This window comes from Staphylococcus sp. 11511212 (assembly GCF_011394755.1).
GTDB lineage: Bacteria > Bacillota > Bacilli > Staphylococcales > Staphylococcaceae > Staphylococcus > Staphylococcus chromogenes.
This window is the reverse complement of the sequence record NZ_JAANBQ010000001.1, coordinates 12,058-36,034: the sequence shown is the minus strand read 5'-3', so window position 1 is coordinate 36,034 and position 23,977 is coordinate 12,058. Positions and strand designations below refer to the sequence as shown.

Annotated in this window: 17 protein-coding genes and 2 pseudogenes; 13 read left to right on the top strand and 6 right to left on the bottom strand. The window is 37.2% G+C overall.

Annotated features, from left to right (window positions below):
- Nucleotides 1-652: 652 nt before the first annotated feature.
- On the bottom strand, nucleotides 653-1,582 hold the full coding sequence (gene sph / locus G8Y84_RS00165) for a sphingomyelin phosphodiesterase (RefSeq protein WP_051605031.1): 930 nt from the start codon (nucleotides 1,580-1,582) through the stop codon (nucleotides 653-655).
- A 751-nt stretch (nucleotides 1,583-2,333) separates the two neighbouring features.
- Here sph and cls point away from each other — a divergent pair.
- Together cls and G8Y84_RS00155 are read left to right on the top strand one after the other, a co-directional pair.
- Nucleotides 2,334-3,821, top strand: a complete 1,488-nt coding sequence (gene cls, locus G8Y84_RS00160) for a cardiolipin synthase (protein ID WP_037577081.1) — start codon at nucleotides 2,334-2,336, stop codon at nucleotides 3,819-3,821.
- Nucleotides 3,822-4,040: 219 nt separating this feature from the next.
- Nucleotides 4,041-4,475 (top strand): antibiotic biosynthesis monooxygenase family protein, encoded by a 435-nt coding sequence (locus tag G8Y84_RS00155; protein ID WP_157948450.1) that lies wholly within the window; start codon nucleotides 4,041-4,043, stop codon nucleotides 4,473-4,475.
- Nucleotides 4,476-4,705: 230 nt separating this feature from the next.
- Here the strand turns inward: G8Y84_RS00155 and G8Y84_RS00150 are convergent, their stop codons facing one another.
- Nucleotides 4,706-6,181, bottom strand: coding sequence for a sensor histidine kinase (locus G8Y84_RS00150; RefSeq protein WP_165806029.1), 1,476 nt, complete (start codon nucleotides 6,179-6,181; stop codon nucleotides 4,706-4,708).
- Nucleotides 6,174-6,851 (bottom strand): response regulator transcription factor, encoded by a 678-nt coding sequence (locus G8Y84_RS00145; RefSeq protein ID WP_037577090.1) that lies wholly within the window; start codon nucleotides 6,849-6,851, stop codon nucleotides 6,174-6,176. The genes G8Y84_RS00150 and G8Y84_RS00145 overlap by 8 nt, the downstream gene beginning before the upstream one ends.
- A 214-nt stretch (nucleotides 6,852-7,065) precedes the next feature.
- Here G8Y84_RS00145 and G8Y84_RS00140 point away from each other — a divergent pair, with 214 nt between their 5' ends.
- The 5 genes from G8Y84_RS00140 to G8Y84_RS00120 all read left to right on the top strand — a co-directional run bounded on the left by G8Y84_RS00140 (nucleotide 7,066) and on the right by G8Y84_RS00120 (nucleotide 12,865).
- Nucleotides 7,066-8,079, top strand: a complete 1,014-nt coding sequence (locus G8Y84_RS00140; protein WP_105965677.1) for a HoxN/HupN/NixA family nickel/cobalt transporter — start codon at nucleotides 7,066-7,068, stop codon at nucleotides 8,077-8,079.
- Nucleotides 8,080-8,356: 277 nt separating this feature from the next.
- Nucleotides 8,357-8,752 (top strand): hypothetical protein, encoded by a 396-nt coding sequence (locus G8Y84_RS00135; protein ID WP_037577096.1) that lies wholly within the window; start codon nucleotides 8,357-8,359, stop codon nucleotides 8,750-8,752.
- 110 nt (nucleotides 8,753-8,862) lie between these two features.
- A complete protein-coding gene (locus G8Y84_RS00130; RefSeq protein WP_107360609.1) occupies nucleotides 8,863-9,483 on the top strand; it encodes a DedA family protein in 621 nt (206 codons plus the stop codon).
- 251 nt (nucleotides 9,484-9,734) lie between these two features.
- Nucleotides 9,735-11,174 carry an alkaline phosphatase gene (locus G8Y84_RS00125; RefSeq protein ID WP_119513139.1) on the top strand — a complete coding sequence of 480 codons (1,440 nt, stop codon included), beginning with the start codon at nucleotides 9,735-9,737 and terminating at the stop codon, nucleotides 11,172-11,174.
- A 263-nt stretch (nucleotides 11,175-11,437) separates the two neighbouring features.
- The gene (locus tag G8Y84_RS00120) at nucleotides 11,438-12,865 is read left to right on the top strand and encodes an alkaline phosphatase (RefSeq protein WP_165806028.1); all 1,428 of its coding nucleotides are present in this window, start codon (nucleotides 11,438-11,440) and stop codon (nucleotides 12,863-12,865) included.
- A 133-nt stretch (nucleotides 12,866-12,998) separates the two neighbouring features.
- Here the strand turns inward: G8Y84_RS00120 and budA are convergent, their stop codons facing one another.
- Nucleotides 12,999-13,706, bottom strand: a complete 708-nt coding sequence (budA, locus tag G8Y84_RS00115) for an acetolactate decarboxylase (RefSeq protein ID WP_165806027.1) — start codon at nucleotides 13,704-13,706, stop codon at nucleotides 12,999-13,001.
- Between the two features lie 137 nt (nucleotides 13,707-13,843).
- Here budA and G8Y84_RS00110 point away from each other — a divergent pair, with 137 nt between their 5' ends.
- The 4 genes and pseudogenes from G8Y84_RS00110 (at nucleotide 13,844) to G8Y84_RS00095 (ending at nucleotide 18,596) form a co-directional block, all read left to right on the top strand.
- Entirely contained in the window at nucleotides 13,844-14,236 is a 393-nt protein-coding gene (locus G8Y84_RS00110; RefSeq protein WP_037577110.1) for a (deoxy)nucleoside triphosphate pyrophosphohydrolase, read from the top strand.
- 2 nt (nucleotides 14,237-14,238) lie between these two features.
- Nucleotides 14,239-17,110: pseudogene (locus G8Y84_RS00105) on the top strand (DEAD/DEAH box helicase).
- A 189-nt stretch (nucleotides 17,111-17,299) separates the two neighbouring features.
- Nucleotides 17,300-17,988, top strand: a pseudogene (locus tag G8Y84_RS00100) (flavin reductase family protein).
- Nucleotides 17,989-18,119: 131 nt separating this feature from the next.
- Complete coding sequence (locus tag G8Y84_RS00095) at nucleotides 18,120-18,596, top strand: GNAT family N-acetyltransferase (RefSeq protein ID WP_107368069.1); 477 nt, start codon at nucleotides 18,120-18,122, stop codon at nucleotides 18,594-18,596.
- A gap of 343 nt (nucleotides 18,597-18,939) precedes the next feature.
- Here G8Y84_RS00095 and G8Y84_RS00090 read toward each other — a convergent pair whose 3' ends face one another.
- Nucleotides 18,940-19,086, bottom strand: a complete 147-nt coding sequence (locus tag G8Y84_RS00090) for a hypothetical protein (protein WP_157946134.1) — start codon at nucleotides 19,084-19,086, stop codon at nucleotides 18,940-18,942.
- A gap of 766 nt (nucleotides 19,087-19,852) precedes the next feature.
- Here G8Y84_RS00090 and G8Y84_RS00085 point away from each other — a divergent pair.
- Nucleotides 19,853-21,469, top strand: coding sequence for a BCCT family transporter (locus tag G8Y84_RS00085; RefSeq protein ID WP_037577153.1), 1,617 nt, complete (start codon nucleotides 19,853-19,855; stop codon nucleotides 21,467-21,469).
- Between the two features lie 224 nt (nucleotides 21,470-21,693).
- Here G8Y84_RS00085 and cudC read toward each other — a convergent pair whose 3' ends face one another.
- Nucleotides 21,694-22,254, bottom strand: coding sequence for a choline uptake/conversion transcriptional regulator CudC (gene cudC / locus G8Y84_RS00080; RefSeq protein ID WP_037577119.1), 561 nt, complete (start codon nucleotides 22,252-22,254; stop codon nucleotides 21,694-21,696).
- A 210-nt stretch (nucleotides 22,255-22,464) separates the two neighbouring features.
- On the opposite strand from cudC, the gene betB reads away from it, so the two are divergent.
- Complete coding sequence (gene betB / locus G8Y84_RS00075; protein ID WP_037577122.1) at nucleotides 22,465-23,964, top strand: betaine-aldehyde dehydrogenase; 1,500 nt, start codon at nucleotides 22,465-22,467, stop codon at nucleotides 23,962-23,964.
- Nucleotides 23,965-23,977: the final 13 nt, after the last annotated feature.

Below are 23,977 nucleotides of genomic sequence, written 5' to 3'. Positions count from 1 at the left end.
TGCTATCACAAATAAGATGCTTAAATTGCATGTTTACATTTATTTAAGTTTGTTTATTTTTATCATAAAAAAATATTTAATCTCATTACTTACGCTAAATAATATTTTTATAAAAACGTGTGTAAAACAAATAAATTTTAATTCGTAGAAAGACTTTAGGAATGCATATTTGAAAATTTGTCGAAATTTTCTTGTAGACAAATATTATAAAATGAGTATATTTGTAAAATTACAATCTTAATGCAAATATTTTTTAATAATGTATTTAGGAAACGAAAAGTAATAATAAAAAGCGATAAGAAAATGTTATCATATTGATTCATCTTGATTATTTTTTGTATAATTTGTTACTCTAATGGATTGAAGTGACTCGGAAGTATGCGAGAAAATGATAAACGAAAACTACTGATATGACAGTATTTATAGAGTGTGATTGATATTTAGTTGGCTTTACAAATCTATTGTTTTGTACCATTTTTTATAGATATGACCTTGGAATAAAGAAGAAAACAACAGAAATTATAAAGGGCAGGAAATAAAAAATTTAGGGAGCGCGAAACATTAAGAAACGTGATAATGACGGTCTTTTCTTTAAAAACACGTAATGTTACACAGAAAGATAAATTGTACCATTACGTGCTGGATTGTCATATTATTGAGAATTTGAAGCAATGACAGGGTAATGATCAGAAAAATCTAGGTAGGTATACGATTTTCCCCATGACGTCACAGACCATTGCGGCGATTTTACAGGACGTGCTTCATTACTCCAATGAGAAGGCTTGGCGTGATGCTTTTCTACGAGGATATAATCTAAATATTGCGGTGCGTAATCAGGGTAATTATAGCGGGCAATCCCATTGGTTTCTGTATCCCATGTCGCATTATGCCCTTGATAAGTTGGTGCAGATACATTTAAATTGGACAACATGTCTTGATACTCTTGTGACCCTTTTTGCACGTTTAAGTCACCGCCAATGAGAACCATCTCATTTTTAGGAATATGCTTTTCTTCGATGAATTGATGGATTTCTGCCATTTGACGCGCCCGTACTTCGGCATCTTTCGCTGACGAACTTCCACCGTTATCCGCTTGAAGATGCGTGCCAATGATATGGATAGGTTGGCCTTGTTTAATGATTTTGACATAGACAAACCCTTTTTTCGCCATCGCATCAGCCCCATGGCCTTGTGCATAAATATGTTGTTCTTGGCGTGCAATTGGATAGCGACTCACAATACCCACACCTCCATTTGATACTTTAGCGTTATGAATATAACCGTGCGCATCATCCCAGCGGTCATCCTTATTACCGAGTACAGGGGTTTGGTAAGGATACTCCTGGCATAGACGAGATTGGAGTTGGTTCGTCGCTTGACGATCGAACAATTCGTTCAAAATTATCACGTCATTATTTTGAATATAGGGTGCTTCCGCAATAAGATCCGCACGTTGCATTTGCCCCCAATTCGGATACAACGCTTGAGGCATAAAATAAACATTGTGCGTCGTGATCCGTAGTGATGGAAAAGAAGCGGCTGCCTGTGCAGAAAATGAAAAAATGAGTAAACAAAAAATCATGATGAAACCACAGCGAAATATAACTTTCAATGAGGACACTCCTTTATGTAGATATCTTACAAAATCTACACTAACAAACAGGCATTAACCTCATATTAAGTAGGCGTAAAGGATAAAAAAATTGAATTTATGAGAAAGTCTCTTTTGCGCAAGGGAAAAGTGTGATATGATATATATTAGTCAAACATGGATCATGATCCACAAAAACCCTACATCTCTTCGGGATGTAGGGCTTTTTGTGTTACTGGGTATCGTCTCTGTTAATCACGCGCCTATCGAGCCAGTGCTTGAAATAGGTGAGTGCGCCACCGACCAGTAACGGTGCAAGAAACTGTTGAATTAACGTGGATAGCATACGCATCCTCCTCCATAGAAAATTCATCTATAGAGCATAGACGATACCCCATTATAGCAAGAGGAAAAATCTAGAAAATGGCAGTAGAATAAATGAAATAAAATAGTAAAGTTGGGATGGATAAAAACATCCAATCCTCATTCCTTATTTCCAAATGGTATTGTTTTGGATTTAGCAAGCTACTTATAATTTTTATTTAACTGAAAGCTCATTTGCTCATATTCTATGAAATTATAAGTATCACAATGAGTTGAGAGTTCGTTGAAGCCATAGGTCACTCATAATTAAAAAATGGGTAGTATAAGTACACTAATTATTTTTCATATCATAAGACCTTGTGTTACTTTTTGGGTATAATAAAAACATTATAAGAATAGTACGAACGAGGTGAACGGAATGCAATTGATTTTTGATCCGAGCGTGAATTTGTTTTATCGGCTGTTTCTAGGCTCATTTTTTGTGATTAATTTAGTGCTCGCTTTTTTCATAATCTTTATGGAACGTGATCGCCGTGAAGCAACTTCCACGTGGGCATGGTTGTTATTACTATTTGTTGTGCCTGTACTCGGTTTTTTTCTATATTTATTCTTCGGACGGGCCGTCAGACTAAAAAGTACTAAAGAGACAGGGCAAGAGATTGAAGATGCGCGTTCACGCGTGATGCATCAGCAGGAACAATTTAAAAAGGGAACGTTTCAAACCGATAACCCTGTTGTGGAAAAACAATCAGATTTAGTGCAAATGATGTTGACGCGAGAAGCCTCATTTTTAAGTGAAAACAATCATGTTCATATTTTTACAGATGGCCATGAATTATTTGAACGTATGAAAGAGGATTTGCGTCATGCCAAACATTACATTCATATGGAATTTTACATTATCAACCTAGATGGATTAGGAACAGAAGTACTCGAAATATTAAAAGAAAAAGCACGTGAAGGATTAGAAGTAAAATTATTGTATGATGCAGTGGGGTCTAAACAACTGCGCAAAGGTAAAATGAAAGGACTCGTTGAAGCGGGTGTTTCTATTGAAGCCTTTTTCCATGCGAAGATTATCCCATTTATTAATTTCCGTGTGAATAACCGCAACCACCGTAAAAATGTCGTCATTGATGGAGATATTGGTTATGTCGGAGGCTTTAATGTTGGGGATGAATATTTAGGCTTAGATAAGAAACTAGGATACTGGCGTGATACGCACCTTCGTATTCAAGGGGACGGGGTGGATGCGCTTCAATTGAGTTTTATCCACGACTGGAACTCACAAGTGGACGATAGCAGAAAACTCGATTATGATAAAAAATATTTTCCAACGAATGCGCGTAAAGATGGCCGTGTGGCGATGCAGCTTGGCTTGAGTGGTCCAAACAATGCTTGGCACCAATTGGAATTTGCGTATATGAAAATGATTATGAATGCGAAAGAATCTATCTATATGCATACGCCTTATTTTGTGCCAGAAATTGGCTATGTCAATGCGTTACGGATTGCCGCAAAATCTGGGGTCGAGGTGAATTTAATCGTCCCGAATAAGCCAGATCAACCGTTTGTCCATTGGGCAACGTTAACGATTGTGGCGCAATTAATGTATGATGGTGTTAATGTATATACGTATGAAAAAGGGTTTATCCATTCGAAAATGATGGTCATTGATGGCGAAGTGGCCTCTGTTGGATCTGCCAATATGGACCAACGGAGTTTTCAATTAAACTTTGAGGTGAATGCGTTGATTTATAATAAAAATATAGCGGAACAATTAATAAAAGCGTTTGAACAAGATGTGAAAGATTCGAAAAAATTGACGCCTGAACGTTATGAATCTCGTTCAAATTGGGTGAAATTTAAACAGTCTATCGCAAAATTAGTGTCACCAATTTTATAAAATAAAAGTATTTTTGATGGATTTAGGATGCTTCTACGATATGTTTTATTGTGGAAGTATCCTATTTTTATAGGGTTATCCAAAGGTGATTATTACGATAGGAATACTTTTCTATAATAGTTGAAATTACAGATTTTTTATATTATCATGAAGAATTTTTAAATGTTGCTTTCAGATGGTATAAAGGTGGGAATACACTATATGAGAAGGAGGCATCTTATGGAAATACTTGATGTGAATAAAAATTATCGTATTCGCTTTGAAGATTTAGTGTACATTGATAAAAATAATGAAACGAAAGCGTACCAACCTTTGGATGTCATTGGCAATCCCATCAAAGAAAGTTATGTCGTGTTAAACTATATTAAAGTCTTAGAAGGACATTCTGAAACTTTTGAACAACAATGTTTCGAAAAAGATTTTTATTTAGTAGAGCGAGACGGCTTTCAAGGCTATTACTTTTTAAGATTAGAAAACGATGTTGATCAATATCTGATTATCACATTATGGCAAGATGTGCAATATTATGAGGATTGGTTTGCTTCTGAAGGTTTTCAACAAGCCTTTCGTGAAATTATAGAATGTGATATCGTCAATTGTCAATTAACATACAAAATTTCGTTTTATGATGAAACATTTAAACGAGCTTTTTGATGGCTTGAAAGTGTCACGCAACTTAAAATGTTGACAGACTGTTTAGATATCTAAATAATAATAAATTAATTCAATACAAATGATGAAACTTCATTTGTAAGTTTTCATCATTTGGTAAAATTACATACGTTTGATACAGCTCATTTTCATATCTCTGATATGCAGGAAAACGTCCACCCATAATCAATGCGATGGACGTTTTTTAATAGGATAACTTCTCGTTTTAAAATCTATTTTTCTTGTGTATGGGCTTTAAGGTGAATTTTAAAGTGAGCACCTTTTTCAGATGGCACTAGGGTTAAATCACCTTGATGGAACTCGACAGCGTCTCGAATGATAGAGAGCCCGAGGCCATGTTCATCTTTTACTTTTTTAGATGTGTAGGATTTTTCGATTAATTCGTCTAGCTTATACGAAGGTAATCCTTTTCCATCATCCTTGTAATCAATTGTTAGATGCGTTTGGTCGAGCTTGAAGTGAATCATAATATTCGGATTGATGGCATTATGGTCTAAGCTATTGTTAATTAAGTTAAATAACAAACGTTCAAAGTATAGTTTATTGCCATAAAACGTCGTTTCGTATGGAAAATCAAAATTGACCGTGATTTTATCGAATCCAATCGTGGAAACAACACGCTCTACAGTATTTTGAATTTCAAAACTTTCCCGGTGATATTCCATTTGCTCGGTTTCAAATTTGAACTGGGCGCTTAGGTTATCAATGACTTCGCGAATGTAATCGGCTTTCTCTGAAATGAGCTTTAGATGTTGTTGATCCATTTCACTCGCGCCTCGTACGAGTTTTGAAAAACCATAAATCGAAGTCAGTGGAGATTTCAAATCATGAGAAATTTGAGAAATCCATTTTGTTTTATAATATTGAATCTGATCATGATAAAAGCGATCTTTTACAAGTTGTTTGTTGAGTGTGAATATCGCATCATCTAACTCTTTATATGTTTTACGTGTACGGTCACGATTTTTAATATGCGCATCGGGTTGATGAAGTTTGCCGACACTTAAGTTTTGAATCCAGCGTGAATAGAAAAATAGCGGCTGCGATAAATGTCGCGAAATCATCCATGAAATAAAGAGAATAGAGAGAATATTCGCGATAATAATCGCAATCCAACTCAAGTAAATCGTATGCGTATTCTTTTTAATTAATGTCGTATCAGAACGATCGATACCGCTATTTTCGTAAAATTTCAAATGACCGTCATCGATCTTGAATTCGTAAGGGTTTAATCCATTTGTCCGAATACTTTCTAGTAACATATGCGTATCGATTTCATTCTCATTTTTAATGACTGGATTTTCACCACTTCGATAAATATAGACAAAATAATAATGTTCAGCCCCATATTTATAACGAATTGAGTGGGACTGGTAGGCGTTTTTGATTAGACGGCTTTTAATATTGCCTTTAACATTGTGGGGATACGCAATGTCTCCATTGAGTTTTGTGACGTATACGTCTGCGTTACTTTGTTGGGCAAGTTCTAATATTTGATTAGGGACCTCGACACGTTGAGGAGAGTAAGGCGGGTAGAGCTCTAACTCTATATCATCTAGTTTGTTGATGTGTGAGGGTTTCGTTGCCAAATACGTAAACAGTAAGAAACCGATGAGTGTGAGTATCGTCGTAATAATAAAATATAGTGACATATACTTAGCAAACTTAAGGATGAAGCGTTTATTCATTGATTAGGCCTCTATAGATATAGCCCTTACCACGTGCAGTTTGAATCAATTCTGGCGTGTTAGGGGTTAATTCAACCTTTTTACGCAGTGTACGTATATGTACCATTAAAGTATTATCATCAACGCCTGTTTCATAACCCCAAACTTGCGCATATAACTGTTCTTTACTTAAAATGCGGTTCGGATTACTAATGAAATACTCTAATAAGTCATATTCACGCGCTGTTAAATTGGCAGGTTCGTCTTGTACCCATACTTCCGCGGTACGGAAATTCACTTTTAAATGTTTGAATTGATACATATAATCGCGTTTAGGTTTTAAATGGATTTTCACGCGATATGCGAGCTCCATAGGGTCGAAAGGTTTTTTGATATAATCGACTGCGCCTTCTTCAAAACCGCGATATACATCGTAACTCGTATCTTTCGCCGTAACGATTAACACTTTTGTTTGTGTTTGGTCGACTTCGTTTAAAAGCTCATAACCACTTTCTGAATGTAAGTTCAAATCTAATAAAATGACGTCATAGGTGTGCGACTGTAAATATTTAAGCGCTTCATTAAATGTGCTCGCACAATCTGCCTCACCGATATGTTGAGAGGTCAGAGATAAGTGGATTAATGCTTGTATATCTAGGTCGTCTTCTATTATTAAAATTTTGTTACTCATGTTTGCACCTCTTTTTTTTCTCTTTATCCCTCATTTAAGCACATTTTTTTCTAATAAGGTAGATATAAATCTATTAAAAATCTATTTTATTATGTGAATTGCCAATCATGATTTGACTTTTATGTTTCATTAAAAATGTTTAGAAGGCTTTGACTTTAAATTATAAGAACGTAGGTGTATTATTTTATTATTCTAAAATAGTAATGGTGATTTTATGAAAATTAATCGAAATCTTAAATCGGCAGTCCCTTATTTAAGTGTTGTCCTGGCTTTACACATTATCGGAGTCGGCTTTTTGTTTTTTGGCGGATGGCAACATCCAGTGCTTTTAGGCATGGGCCTCATCGCCTATACCCTTGGTTTACGACATGCATTTGATGCCGATCACATTGCGGCGATTGACAATACCGTACGAAAATTATTAGAACAACGCCAAAATCCAACTGGCGTAGGTTTTTATTTCTCTTTAGGCCACTCCTCAGTCGTCTTTTTAATGGCTGTCTTACTCGGTGTGGCGGTCAATTGGGCGAAAGCGCATTTAACCACCTTCCAAACAACGGGTGGTCTTATTGGCACGCTCGTTTCCGGATTTTTCCTAATATTAATTGGAATTTTGAATTTAGTCATTCTCATCCAATTGGTTCAGTTGTTTAAAAAGGTGCGACGTGAACATATTACCTCACTCGAATTAAATGAATTGTTAGATTCACGAGGGCTCATTATGCGATTTGTCCGCCCACTATTTAAATTTATTACGAAAAGTTGGCACGTGTATCCGCTCGGTTTTTTATTTGGCCTCGGGTTTGATACTGCGAGTGAAGTCTCATTGCTTGCGCTTTCAGCAGGGGCAGCACAACAAACCCTTCCATTATTAGGGATTTTATCTTTACCAATCCTGTTTGCGGCAGGCATGAGTCTATTAGACACGCTCGATGGGGTCGTGATGACAGAAGCGTATCATTGGGCATTTGATACCCCGATACGCAAAATCTATTACAACATTACGATTACTTCTGTGTCAGTCATTGCGGCGTTATTTATCGGTGTATTAGAAATTCTCCAACTGATTGGTGAGAAACAACATTGGACGTCAGGTTTTGGAGGATGGATTGCCCAACTAGACATCGGTTGGTTAGGATACGGATTGGTCATTGTCTTCATACTGGCATGGCTGATTTCCATGACGATTTGGAAAGTCTTAGACATTGAAGGTAAAGGTGTAAAATAAATGAAAAAGAGCTATATTGAAATATTTCCATTTCAATATAGCTCTTTTTATCTTTTCTTTTAAACGGCGATGTGTTTATATCCCCTGTGATAACGGTGTTTTTAGACGTCTTTGGAGTCTTCGGGGACTATGAGGGGAGACTCACCTCACTTGAAAGGAGCGCCTATGTTTTATAAATATCCAAGGCTTAGGTTTCATAAAATTTAAATTTTGGATTATTCAGAAATTTACATGTATAGTAGTGTATAACAGGGTGCGTCGAAAGGTGGTGGGGCCGATGCGACGAAAACAATTAGAACCTTTTAAAAATCGAAAAGTGATCGTACTAGGGACGTTAGTGACAGTCAAAAGAAAAAGCAAGTTGAATCCCAATGTCTGCTTATTATTGAAAAATGTGACAGTTTCAGGTATTCAGGTCGATCATTTGTGGCTTTATGAGCATCGTAATTATTATGACGACTATTTGGCTATGGTCGGCGAAGAGGTCCGATTTAAAGCAAAAGTTGTCCCCTATTTGAAAAAACGTAATGGTGTTTTTGTTGAAAATTACGGTGTGGAACGTTGTTCGCGCATCATCTTGCGTGAGATGTATGAAAAGCAATTTGGGGAACCGAAAGAGAAAATTTATGATTTTGAAGATATAGATTTGCTTTTTAAAGAAGTTATGGAGTAATTTTTTACAGTAACACATCTTTCATCCAAAAGTTGTAGCGTTCATTTATGGTAAAATGGGAAAGTAAAACTTATAATGAACTATATTCTAATAATAAATAGGTGAAGCTAATGGAACAATGGATTACTGATGTGATGAGCCAATATGGCTATTTCGGGATTTTCTTATTAATATTTGTCGAATATATTTTGCACCCTTTCCCTTCTGAAATTGTGCTGACATTTGCCGGGTACATGACGACGAAAACGTCCATGAGCTTTTGGGTCGTTTGTTTAATCGCAGTCGTCGCTGCAACGGCTGGCTCTGTCGTTTTGTATTATATCGGACTATTAATTGGCGAAGAACGTTTGTATCGTTGGATTGATAAATATGGTAAATATGTACGCATTAAACGCAAAGATTTAGATAAAACGTCCGCATGGTTTGAAAAATATGGTCACTGGGCGATTATGTTAGCGCGACTCGTGCCGATATTGAGAACGCTGATTTCAATTCCTGCTGGACTGACACGGATGAATATTTTTCATTTCATGTTATTTACAGCCATCGGGACAGCGGTATGGAATATCTTTTTAATTACACTTGGGATGACGCTAGGGGATCATATCCAACAAATCATCCAATATATTGGTATTTATTCAAAAATCTTCATTGTCATCATCGCTATTGCTTTACTTTATCTCGTTTACAGATGGTGGCGTCGTGGTAAAAAAGCAAAATCAAATGAATAACAACCTTGTTTCATGTGAAACATATTTGAACCCGATAGTCTAAGTGCTGTCGGGTTTTTTAGTAGGATTTTAGGAATAATTTTGGTGTGGAAAATGAAATACATGTGAAAGAGGAGATAAGCTAAAAATATTTTTGAGTAAAAGTAATGATTCTGATTCGCTTTACTGAAAGTTAACGTCAATCTAACGTCATATTCAAAAAGAGATAGTACAATTTATTTGTAAATAATAATGTTAGGGGTTATTGACTTATGAAAATGACGGGTAAATGGACGAAAGTGACGTTAGCGAGTACATTAGTAGCTTCTGCACTTTTCGGCGCTGGACAAACGACGTATGCGAAAGATCAAAATAAAGAACATCATCAAAAAGAGGACAAAGTGGCGATGTACGGAAATACGAAAAATCCTAAAAATGTCATCTTTTTAGTCGGTGACGGGATGGGACCTGCTTATACATCAGCTTATCGCTATTTTAAAGACAATCCAAATACGAAAGAAATGGAAAAAACAGCATTTGATCAATATCTCGTGGGGACACAACGTACAAATCCTGATGATCCGAAAGAAAATATTACAGACTCAGCGGCTGCAGCAACAGCGTTCAGCTCAGGCCATAAAACCTATAATGGTGCCATTGGTGTGACACCAGACAAACAACCCGTTGAAACGGTGTTAGAGCGTGCGAAATCACAAGGGAAATCTACAGGTCTCGTATCAACAGCTGAAATCACAGATGCGACACCTGCTGCGTATGCATCACATATTGACAGCCGTGATAAAAAAGATGAAATCGCAAAACAATTTTATAACGACCGCATTAAAGGCAAACATAAAGTTGACGTCTTATTAGGAGGCGGCGCTAAATATTTCGGTAAAGAAAACGGCAACATCGATAAAAAATTCAAAAAAGATGGCTATGACGTCGTTAAAAATAAACAACAACTTGTGAATGCTAAAAGTGATCAAGTTTTAGGTTTATTTGCGGATAAAAATATGCCACTTCAAATCGATGCACCTAAACAAAATCCACTTTTATCCGATATGCAAGGGGCAGCATTGGATAAACTTTCAAAAAACAAAAAAGGCTTTTTCTTAATGGTGGAAGGCGCATCTATCGATAAACAAGGACATGCGAATGACATTACGGGTGTTATGTCTGAAATGTCCGGATTTGAAACGGCATTTGACAATGCGATGAAATATGCAAAGCAACACAAAGATACGTTAGTGGTCGCAACAGCTGACCATTCAACAGGTGGATTAACGATTGGTAAAGGCAAAGATTACAAATGGGATCCTAAAGCAGTTCAAAGTATGAAACACTCTGGTAAATGGATGGCAGATGAAATCGCAAGTGGCAAAGATGTCACAAAAACAATTCAATCGGGCTACGGTTTTGACTTATCCAAAGCACAAATGGATGCGATTCAAAAAGAAGCAGACGCAATTAAAGGTTTAGATGAAAACAAAGATAAATCAAAATACGAAGCACAACTTCAAAAACTTCAAGATGCGATTCAAAAGCCAATCAATGATCAATCGCACACTGGTTGGACAACATACGGTCATACAGGAGAAGATGTGAATACTTACGCTTATGGCCCAGGTTCAGAATCTTGGAGAGGCAATATTGATAATACAGAAAATGCGACAAATATTTTTGATTTTTTCGCTAAAGATGTAAAGTAGAAAATACTTTTAATACAAAGTAAATGATTAATTGCAAGATGAAGCGCTCATGCTCTCAATGGAGAGTGTGAGCGCTTTTTCAATTTATATGAAAGTAACTGCGTTTATTATTAAGACATAATAAATAATAAAATAATAAAACAAATATTACAAAAAGAAATTCCTACGTTTACTATTTATTAACATAAAACTAACTTTAAATTTAAATTCACCCTCTACAATGTGCCTGTATTCAAATTTTAAGAAATGAGGGTCTATACATAATGAAATTGACGAATCGATTTTCAAAAGTGACACTAGCGAGCACACTTATCGCATCATCTCTATTTATGACGCCTGGAGTGAATGCAGAAGAACAGAAATCGACAACAGGAGAGAAAAAAGAAGCAGCTGTTTACGGAAATACGAAAAACCCGAAAAATATTATTTTTATGGTGGGAGATGGGTTAGGTCCAAGTTATAATTCAGCTTATCGTCATTTTGCGGATAACCCGAATACAAAAGAAGTGGAGCGTACGGTATTTGATGAACATCTCGTTGGGGCACACCAAACACATCCTGAAGACCCCAAAGAAAATATTACGGATTCCGCTGCAGGGGGCACAGCTTTCAGTACAGGTGTGAAAACCTATAACGGTGCCATTGGCGTAGATAATGATAAAAAAGATTTGGAGACTGTGCTCGAACGTGCGAAATCACAAGGGAAATCCACAGGTCTTGTATCTACAGCAGAAATTACAGATGCGACACCAGCCGCATTTGCAGCCAACGTCGACAGTCGTGATAAAAAGAATGAAATCGCACAACAATACTATGACCAACGCATTAACGGTCAACATAAAGTCGACATGCTGTTAGGGGGCGGCGCAAAATACTTTGGTAAAGAGAATGGCAATTTAGACCAAAAATTTAAAAAGTCAGGCTATGACGTCGTGACGGATAAAGCGCAATTAACAGCTTCTAAAAAAGACAAAGTACTCGGTCTTTTTGCGGATAAAAACATGCCCCTCCAAATCGATGCGCCTGATAAAAATCCATTGCTCGTAGATATGCAACAAGCGGCCCTAGACAAACTGTCTAAAAATGACAAAGGGTTTTTCCTTATGGTCGAAGGCGCTTCTATCGATAAGCAAGGACATGCGAATGATGTGACAGGTGTTATGTCAGAAATGGCGAGCTACGAAAAAGCATTTGAACAAGCCATTGCTTATGCCAATAATCATCCAGACACCCTCGTTGTTTCAACAGCTGATCATTCGACAGGTGGTTTATCGATGGGGAAAGATGGCGAGTACAACTGGAAACCAGAACCTATTCGTCAAATGAAACATTCAGGACGTTGGATGGTTGAACAAATTGAAGCAGGTCAAAGTGTAGAAGACACCATCAATGCAGGATATGGATTTGAAATCACGAAGAAAGAAATGCAACAAATTCAAAAAGAAGCGAAAAAATTAAAACGTCTGAACAAAGATAAAGACAAAGACCGCTATGAAACACAACTCCAAGCCTTGCACACGGCGATTCAAAAACCTGTTGATGATAAATCGTTAACAGGATGGACATCTACAGGACATACCGGCGAAGATGTCGACATTTATGCCCATGGTCCAGGCGCTGAACATTTCCGAGGAAATATTGATAATACAGATAACGCGAAGAAAATGTTTGACATGTTAGGTGGAAAATAAGAGTAACAAAATGAAGAAAACTGTCTACGAAGCCATTGACTTTATAGGCAGTTTTTTCGATAAGAATAGGAATGTGAATTAGCAAGCATAAGAGAGGCCCCTTATTTTCGATGGAAGTAAGGGGCTTTGTTTTCTATTCGGCTTCTTCAATATCTTCACGAATGTGATCAAAATCAATTTTTTTGTTTAAGAAACTGTCTGTTGATGGAAGCATTTGATGAAAGGCCTGACAGTTTTGGATTTCGACTTGGATACGTCCCGTTTCAAAATGAAGGACATGGGCTAAAAACGAACGGTCTGCAGATAAAAAGTGGGGATGAAAGCCTGCAGAACCAACGCCATGATAAAATTCTGGCGTGTAAAAAGCGATAATCGTCCCCTCAATATCATGACAAGTATATTCAGGTTGTTGACGCGCAGATTCAATTAATTTGCGGTAGGGTGGATCTTGTTTAGGCATGACTCGGCCATGCATGTTTTTAAAATGTCCTGAAATTTTAACGACAGAAAATAAATTTTCACTCATCATTGCTTGACGTATTTTTTGAAAAAGGGTCTCTTCTGTTTCATTTTCACATTCAAAAGACGTGTCTGCTTGAAATTGGATGACATTCGCATAAGGTGTGAGTTCAGCCCCCGTTAACGCTTTAACAGTCTCATCCTCAGCACTGATATGATAGGCAACGCCGTCTTGAATCATTATCTCTCCGTCGCCCCCTTCAAGTGTACCTATCCCATAATCTCCATATTTCAAAATATCTTTAATCGGTGCGGTCCCTTCAAGCGCACCCGCCATTAACACTCCTAATGTCCCATGTTGATACAAAGTATGAATAGTCATCTATGCCACTTCCTTTGATTTCATTAATACTATTATACCCTTATTTTAATTTGTCACATTCAATACTTGAGTCATTACAACATTTTATGAGATCATTTATAATAAAAATAATCAATTGAAAAAGGGGCGATATTTCAATGAAAAAACAAATAGCCGTTGTCGGTGCGATTATTTTTGACGACCATAAAGTATTATGTGCGCAGCGTAGTGAGAAAATGAGCTTACCCTTAATGTGGGAATTTCCTGGTGGAAAAATTGAACAAGGAGAAAGTGATATTGAAGCATTAAAACGAGAAATTCGTGAAGAAATGAAATGTGACTTAGAAGTGGGAGAAAAAGTGACAACCACAACTTATGAATATGACTTTGCGATTATTCAACTGACAACTTATCGTTGCCAATTAAAATCACAATTACCTACTTTGACAGAACATAAAGCGATTGAGTGGTTAAATAAAAAAGATTTGAAATCTTTAACTTGGGCACCTGCAGATATTCCAGCTGTCGAAATCATTGTAAGTGAGGACTAACGATGGACAATCTGATTCGTGATATGACGCAATCGTTACATAAAGGTTTTATTGATCGAAATGCTGAACACTTAGGTAACTTTATGCCTAAATTGGTCATCAATCATCATGAAGAAAATGTACTTGCAACGATTATAGATGAATTACATAAATGTACAGCCTTTTCAATTTCTGTGGCATTCATTACTGAAAGTGGATTGGCCAGTTTAAAAACACATCTGTATGAACTTAAACAACGCGGTGTCAAAGGTCGTATTTTAACCTCTAATTATCTTTCGTTTAATAATCCAAAAATGTATCAAGAACTCTTGAAATTGGAAAATATTGAGGTGCGTGTCACGAATGTAAGTGGCTTTCATGCGAAAGGTTATATTTTTGATCATGCGTTTCATACGTCATTAGTTATAGGGAGTTCAAACCTTACATCTAATGCCTTAAAGGTAAATTACGAACATAATATTTTACTGTCTTCTCATCAAAATGGGGATCTCGTTCATAAAGTAAAAGCACAGTTTGACCGCTTATGGCAAGAAAGTGATCCACTTACATCTGAATGGATTGAAACGTATCAAACGTTATATCAGCCACGCGCTTTTGAACGTGTTTTAGAAGTTGAAAAAGAGCAAGTCGCTATGCAACAAAACATGAAAGAAGCGCAAAAAATTGTCCCTAATCTAATGCAAATTGAAGCTTTAAAGTCATTAGATGAATTACGGGCTAGAGGTGAAACACGCGGCCTTATTGTATCAGCTACTGGGACAGGCAAAACAATTATGTCTGCCTTAGATGTACGCGCTTATCAACCAGAACGTTTTTTATTTATTGTACATAATGAGGGGATATTGCGAAGAGCGAGGGAAGACTACCAGAAAGTTTTAGCAGATGAACCGGCCTCAGCATTTGGTTTATTGACAGGAAACCAAAAGGATTTAGAGGCAAAATATCTTTTCGCCACTATTCAAACCATCTCTAAGCCCGATATTTATGAACACATTGCGTCAAAACATTTTAATTATATTATCTTTGATGAAGCGCATCGTGCTGCAGCGGGTTCATATCAGCGCGTTTTTGACTATTTTAAACCTGATTTTATGCTTGGCATGACAGCGACACCCGAGCGTAACGACGCATTAAATGTATTTGAATTGTTTCATTACAATGTCGCCTATGAAATTCGTCTCCAAGAAGCCTTAGAAAACGATATACTTTGCCCATTTCACTATTTTGGTGTTACTGATTATGTCGCATATGGCGTCACAATTGAGGATACCAATTCTTTACAAAAATTAACGTCAGATGCGCGAGTTGAACACGTATTAGAGCGTACGCACTATTATGGTTATTCAGGTACTGAACTGAAAGGTTTAATCTTTGTGAGTCGTAAAGAAGAAGCACGTGAGTTGGCAGTGAAATTAACAGATCGTGGATTTCCAACCATCGCATTAACGGGTGAAGATAACCAAGAACGACGTCAAGAAGTGATTCAACAACTTAAAGAGGGGAAAATCAATTATATTATCACTGTCGATTTATTTAATGAAGGGATTGATATTCCCGAAGTCAATCAAGTGATCATGTTAAGAGCGACGGCTTCCAGCATCATTTTCGTTCAACAACTGGGGCGTGGCTTACGTAAAAGTCGCAATAAAGACTATGTGACAGTTATCGATTTTATTGGAAACTATAAAAACAATTACCTCATTCCTATCGCATTGTCAGGCAATCAATCACAAAACAAAGAGACGTATCGAAAGTTTTTAACAGACTCTAGTGTGCTCAACGGTGTGTCGACAATCAATTTTGAAGAAGTGGCCAAAAAGAAAATTTTTGATTCTATAAATGAGGCAAAGCTAGATGCCTTACCCAATTTGAAAGAAGCATATTTTAATGTCAAACAGCGCATCGGTAGAATACCGTTAATGATGGATTTTGTCGAACAAAATTCGATGGATCCTTTAGTGATTACTGTAGAAAACAAACGGAAAAATTATCATATGTTTTTACAACAAATCAAAGAAACGGATGTTAAATTGTCAGAAAATGCGTCTAAAAACTTAGTGTTTTTAACGCGAGAGGTGGCACCAGGACTGAAAAGCGCGGAACACTATATTCTCACGCGATTGATTGAAGGAGAAGCACGGAAAACCGAATTATTAGAATTTGTACGAGATTACGATGAAACGGTCACAACGGCAGATATTGAAACAGCATTACGTATATTGGATTTGAGTTTCTTTAGTAAAACGATTGATCAAACCTATGGTCAACCTTTGATTGTCGTAAACGAAGAAATTGCAGCGTTGAGCCCTATCTTTAAGGCCCAACTTGAAGATGATTTATACCGCATGTATGTTGAAGATTTGTTGCGCTTGGCTCAATACAACAACGAGGTTTATCAAGAAGGCCAGAGTGAGCTGTTGTTATATCATAAATATTCACGTAAGGACTTCGTTAAAATTAAAAACTTTAAAAGTGATGAGTCCTCCACAGTGTTTGGTTATAAAGTAAAAGAAGAAATGATCCCCATTTTTGTGACTTACAAGAAAAAAGAAGATGTGAGTGAAAACACAAATTATGGAGATAAATTTGTCAGTCAAAATGAATTGAAATGGTTCACAAAATCTAATCGAAAATTAAACGCACCTGAAGTTCAGAAAATTTTAGAACATGAAGCGACGAATAAAACAATCTATGTTTTTGTGCAAAAAGACAATCCTGAAGGGACACAGTTTTTTTTATTTAGGAACAGCACATGTGATTCAAGGCACTGCACAACAAACCACAATGCCTAATGGTTCGCCCGTTGTGACAATGCATTTAAGTTTGAATACCCCTGTAAGAGATGATATTTATCGCTATTTAGTAAGTAATTAAGGCAGAAAATCCAATGGGAAGTCACCCCTATTGTGTTTTTATGATGTGGTTTTAAATTTATACATAAGGAATAGTATAAATTTCTCATCTATAGCTTATGGTAATAAATGAATAGTATTTTAGTATTAGACCTTCGTTTTATGATTTCCTACACTAAAGTTAGAGATAAATAAAAGGGGTGTTGTTGAAATGCATTATTCACCAAAACAAGGCGTGAGAAGTCATGGTTTACCACACGATCCGTTTAAGAGTAGTACGGTGCCAAGACCGATAGGATGGATTTCTACCCAATCAAAGGATGGCGTGGATAATTTGGCGCCATATAGTCAATATCAAAACTTAACATGGGGGGATCCCCCTATGGTGATGTTTGCGGCGAATCAATCCGTGTTAGCCGATCATGAACGCAAAGATACGGTAAAGAATTCGGAAGAAACAGGATGGTTTGTTTGGAACATGGCGACGTATGACTTAAGAGAAGCGGTCAATTTATCTTTGAAAGCCTTACCCCCTCAAGAAGATGAATTTGAATTCGCAGGGGTCACAAAGGAAGCGTGTATTGAAGTACCCGGTTATCGTGTTAAAGAGTCGCCGGTGCACTTTGAGTGTGAATACGTACAACGATTCGTATTCCTACAGGGGACCCCGTTTCTACCGTAGACATTGTGATTGGACGCGTGGCTCAAGTGCATATTGATGATAACGTCATTTTAAATAATGGAAAATTAGACATCAAATCCATACGACCTATCGCACGTTTAGGGCATTATGATTACACGGTCGTCGATGAAATATTTGAAATGAAATCTCCAAAAGCCTCAAAAGAAGAATTAGCCGGTTTAGAAGGCCGTAATTTTGATAACCAAACAGATAAATAGGATGAATACGGAGAGTTTAACTTTATAAGCATTTAGTCATACTCTAAAGTGGGCAGGCATATTGAGGGTCTGTACACTCTATTTTTGATTTATAATCATAAATAAAGAAGATGTGAGAGGGGCAATCGATGGTGATTCGACGTAAAAAAGCAGCAGATATTCCAGAAATTGCGAAAGTACATTATTTATCCTATATCGATACATACAAAGGGCTTGTACCAGATGCACATTTAGAAACACAACATGAAGCAGATTATATTGAGAAACATCAACAGTTTAATGCGGATTGTTGGGTCGCTGAACAAGATCATCGGATTGTCGGCGTGGTCATGTACGGCCCAACACATGATGATGATTTACAAGGGGCATATGAAATTTATATGATTTACTTATTACCAGAAGTACAGCGACAAGGCATAGGGTCCGCGCTACTTCAAAAGGCAGAAGCGGAGATTGCTAAAAAAGCCCAACAAGTGGCATTGTGGGTGGTGGATTCTAATTTTGATACGATTCATTTTTATGAACAACACGGATATCAATTTGACGGAGAAGAAGTAGAGGACGAAGGCTTTCGTGAACAACGCATGGTGAAATGTTTAAAGAACTAGCAAAATTTAATTACTTTTCATTGACGAAGTGAGATATGAATAAAATATTTTTACCGTATGAATGGGGGGCAGTGGTGATAGGAAGTATAGCGCTTATCGTGACCTTCCTTAATCTTTTACACCTTATCCATTTGACCCAGTTTGTGAGGATAATACTCCAATCTATTATTTTTTTATCTTTAGGCATTATGACGTTGAGAGAACGTAAAGTTTTAGGGATTTTCGCGATGCTTTGTGGCCTTTTCGTTTTTATCCTTGCGTGGACGAATTAATAGAATTTAACATTTCACCGACCTTTAAAAAGAAGGTCGGTTTTTAACTTTGAGAGGTCATAAAGCATCTATTAAGTTTTATGGTAGTGTCGATAGATGACAATGTTTACGCCTATCGCAAAGAGAACAATCACAGCAATTGTAATGCCTCGTGCAATCCAAGTATCTACTGAAAGCAACTGTAAAATATAAAAAGTAACACGACTTAAAATGAACATACAAACCACAACACTCATTATTTTGAAAAATGTCTTTATGAGAATCACCTTCTTTTCTTTTTGCCTTTGGAAAAATGATAATAGTGTATGTTAAATATCTTTTTCTTTATGATACCGAATATAAAGGAAAATGTAGTTCAGGACAGCGATAAAAAAAGGAAAAGATAACAAGAATCCTTTACCGATGCCTAAATTTGATAAAAATGAAAATAGCGCAAGCATACATAGATAGTTAAGAATCAAGAAAATTAAAACAGGTACACTGAAAAGTTGGTCTCTTCGCATGAAAATCACCTTCTTTCCTAAATAGAAAAGTAAACTAAGATTAAGCCAAATGTTCAAGGGGAGGGCATTTGGTTTTTTAATTGTTATTTTTAAAGGATTATGTTCAATATAGCATAAATTTTAACCTTTTTGGATGGGCATTAGGATATAAAAAGTACGCAAAATAAAAAGAAAAACAGTCCGTTTTGAAATAAATAAATATTCGTAATTTAAGTATAATTATACCTCATTTAATTTGTTAAGTAAATTCTTAACGTTCTTTATGTAGTTAATTAAAGCGTTTTGACAATATTCACATAACAAAAAAGTTATATATATTCATTAAGTTGTCACAACTTTACTGTATGGAATTTGCATTAAAATGAAATATTAGATAACCTATTGCATGTATTAATACGAATCACATCAGAAGATTTTCAGCAAGATGAGCATATGCATTGAATACATAAAGGGGGAGCTTCTATTGCTTCAAAATCGAAAAATGATAGATTGGGTCGTTTTTATCGGGACAGCATTAGCGTTATTGTTGACGGTCATCCCTATGATGGTGTTTCCTGATCAAAGTCGTGCTGTCGTGATGGCGATGAATGAGTTCGTAACGTCGAAACTAGGCGCAATTTATTTAGTCTTGGGCTTAACGATTTTCGGATTCGTGCTTTATATTGCGTTTGGTAAATATGGATCAGTCACGCTTGGACGCGCAAGTGATAAGCCGGAGTTTAGTGACTTTGCGTGGGCGTCTATGCTTTTTTGTGCGGGGATTGGTTCTGATATTTTGTATTGGGGTGTTATCGAGTGGGCGTACTACTATCAAGGTCCACCATTTGATGCGAAACCGATGAGTGAACAGGCATTAGGGTATGCGACGATGTATGGCATGTTCCATTGGGGGCCGATTGCATGGTCGATTTACGTGTTACCTGCCTTACCGATTGGTTATCTCGTCTTCGTGAAAAAACAACCGATATACAAAATCAGTCAGGCGTGTCGTCCCATTTTAAAAGGGCAAACCGACAAATTTTTAGGTAAATTGGTCGACATTTTGTTCATTTTTGGTTTAATGGGCGGAACGGCGACGTCTTTCGCACTGGGTGTGCCGATGATTACAGCCGGTTTAGAAAAACTAATTGGCATCGATGGTAACAGCATGGTCGTCAAAAGTATCGTGCTCTTGTGTATCACGGCTGTCTTTGCCTACAGTTCTTACCAAGGTTTGAAAAAAGGGATTCAACTGTTAAGTGACTTAAATGTTTGGTTGTCTCTCGTATTACTGGCGTTTGTCTTTATTGTAGGTCCGACGATTTTCATTATGGAGTCCACAGTGACTGGTTTTGGAAATATGTTGAAAAACTTTTTCCAAATGGCCACATGGCTCGAACCATTCGGAGGGATTGGTGGTCGTAAAGAAACCAATTTCCCACAAACATGGACGATTTTCTATTGGGCATGGTGGATTGTGTATGCGCCATTTATTGGATTATTCATTGCGCGTATTTCAAAAGGGCGTACATTAAAAGAAGTCATTTTAGGCACTATTGCCTATGGTACATTTGGTTGTGTATTATTCTTCGGTATTTTTGGAAACTATGCGGCATATTTACAAATCTCAGGAAAATTTGATGTAGTGAAATTTTTAAATGCGCATGGGACTGAAGCAACCATTATTGAAGTCATTAGCCAATTGCCGTTCTCGACGGTTGTTGTCGTATTATTTATTATTTCTGCCTTTTTATTCTTAGTAACAACATTTGACTCAGCGTCATATATTGTTGCGGCTGCAACGCAAATGAAATTAAAAGGCGAACCGTTCAAATGGAACCGTTTATTCTGGGCGTTTGCGCTTTGCTTACTTCCATTTTCACTTATGCTTGTGGGAGGAGAAAAAGCACTGGAAATCCTACAAACGGCCTCGATTGTCGCCGGTGTTCCTTTAATCGTCATATTCTCCATTATTATGATCTCTTTCATAATGATTTTGTCGAATGACAGAATTGCGCTACAGTCACGCGCGGAACGCTTTAAGAAAATTGAACGTCGTTCGTTACGCATCGTTCAAGTCTCAGAAAAGAAAGAAGACGACGAGGACGATAACTTATAACTTAATAAAAAAGAGGTGGGTTAAGGACCCGTCTCAAATGAGAAAGCCATCAAAATCTGCCTTTTAGTTCAGTTTTGATGGCTATTTTCATACCCCTTAAACCAAAAAAAGACAAACCTGCTTAAAAAAGTGAGGTTTGTCTAAAGTCTGAAGAGCGGGTGGTTGCCACGTGATGATTTGAAAAACATCAAAATGCACAGTGGCTATTGCGAAGTGCCCGTTTATTATTTTTCTGTTTCCTCAGGATCTGGAATAGGGTAATGTTCAAAAATTTCTCCTGTTTGTATCGCCTGACTGATATTTTCTAGCCAGTGATAATATACACGTGAATGTGCCAAATGTGCTTTGATTTCTTTAGCTTCTTCACGGGTCGCTTCATCAACATCGTCCGCTGCCAAAATGGAATTAATGATGGCTTCAGCTTCTTTCACAGCCGCAAAGTTCACGGTGTATTCACGTTGCCATTTTTTTGTAAAAAAGTTACTGAAGAAGTCGAAAAAGTCTTTTTCGGCTTCAAAGTGTTGTTTACGGCTTCCACGTGTAAAACGTTGTTTAACGACATCGAGCTCTTGTAGTTTTTTAACGCCAGCGCTCATGCTTGGTTTACTCATTTGGAGTTCTTGGCGCATTTCATCTAACGTCATGCTGTCTTTAAAGAGCATAATGCCGTATAAATTTCCGACACTGCGATTAATACCGTACAAATCCATTGTCTCGGCTATGGAATTGATGACGATATCTTTGGCTGTTTCTAATTGTGATTCATAAGATTTAGGTTGTTTCACGACAGCACACCTCCAATTTGCAAATTTTATTTTATCACGTTTTATGAGCATTATAACCATAAAGTTCAATAAATTAGAAACATTTATTATTTTTTTAACGAAAGCAACAGAGGTGAGTCGGAACGTTGACAAGGGTTGAGGAGTTTGTTAAAGTTTAATTTGTGAAATTCGTTAAATAAAAACTTAACAAACTTAACGGAGGGTCGTTTGATGGAGATTGTAAAACAATTATCACGCCGTCAATTTATCGATGGTGAGTGGGTTGAGAGCAGTAATAAAGCTACACGTGAAATTATTAATCCTTATAATCAAGAAGTCATTCTCGAAGTGGCTGAAGGGACAACGGAAGATGTTGAACGTGCAATTTTAGCAGCACGTCGCGCATTCGATGAAGGGGTTTATGCGGACGAAACAGGTGACGTGAAAGGCCAAAAGGTACGTGCTATTGCAGATAAAATCAAAGAACACCGCGAAGAACTCGCGCAACTTGAAACGTTAGATACAGGGAAAACGTTAGAAGAATCTCGTGCAGATATGGACGATATTCATAACGTATTTTTATATTTTGCAGGGTTAGCTGATAAAGTGGGCGGAGAAATTGTGAATTCTCCAATCCCAAATACAGACAGCAAGATTGTGAAAGAACCCGTTGGCGTCGTGACACAAATCACGCCTTGGAATTATCCATTACTTCAAGCGTCATGGAAAATTGCGCCAGCACTCGCAACAGGATGTTCTATCGTCATGAAACCGAGTGAAATCACGCCATTAACAACCATTCGCGTGTTTGAATTAATGGAAGAAGTCGGTTTCCCTAAAGGAGTTGTGAATCTTGTCTTAGGTGCAGGTTCTGACATTGGGGACATCATGTCAACACATAAAGATATCGATCTCGTCTCATTTACAGGCGGTATTCAAACAGGGAAACGCATTATGAAACAAGCGGCAGACCATGTGACAAACATTGCACTCGAGCTTGGTGGTAAAAATCCTAATGTGATTTTCGATGACGCGGACTTTGATTTAGCAGTAGACCAAGCACTCAATGGAGGGTTATTCCATGCAGGTCAGGTGTGTTCTGCAGGTTCACGTATCATCGTGCATAATTCAATCAAAGATGATTTTGAAAAAGCATTAATCGACCGTATTAAAAACATTAAAATGGGCAACGGTTTTGATGAAACGACAGAACTTGGACCCTTAATTTCTGCGGCACATCGCGAGAAAGTTGAAGGCTATATGGAAGTAGCGAAAAAAGAAGGCGCAACAATTGCGATTGGTGGTAAACGTCCTGAACGTGAAGATTTACAAGACGGGTTCTTCTTTGAGCCGACGGTCATCACAGATTGTGATACGTCAATGCGTATTGTTCAAGAGGAAGTCTTCGGTCCGGTCGTAACGATTGAAGGGTTCGACACAGAAGAAGAAGCGATTCGTCTCGCAAATGATTCTATTTATGGTTTAGCGGGCGGCGTCTTCACAAAAGATATCGGTAAAGCGAACCGTGTGGCGAAAAAGATGCGCATGGGTACCGTGTGGATTAACGATTTCCATCCATACTTTGCACAAGCCCCATGGGGTGGCTACAAGCAATCAGGTATTGGACGAGAGCTTGGTCATGAAGGCTTAGAGGAATATTTAGAAACGAAACACATTTTATTAAATACACAACCTGAACCTATCGAATGGTTTGGTAAAAATAACGATTAATTCAGAGGAGGAC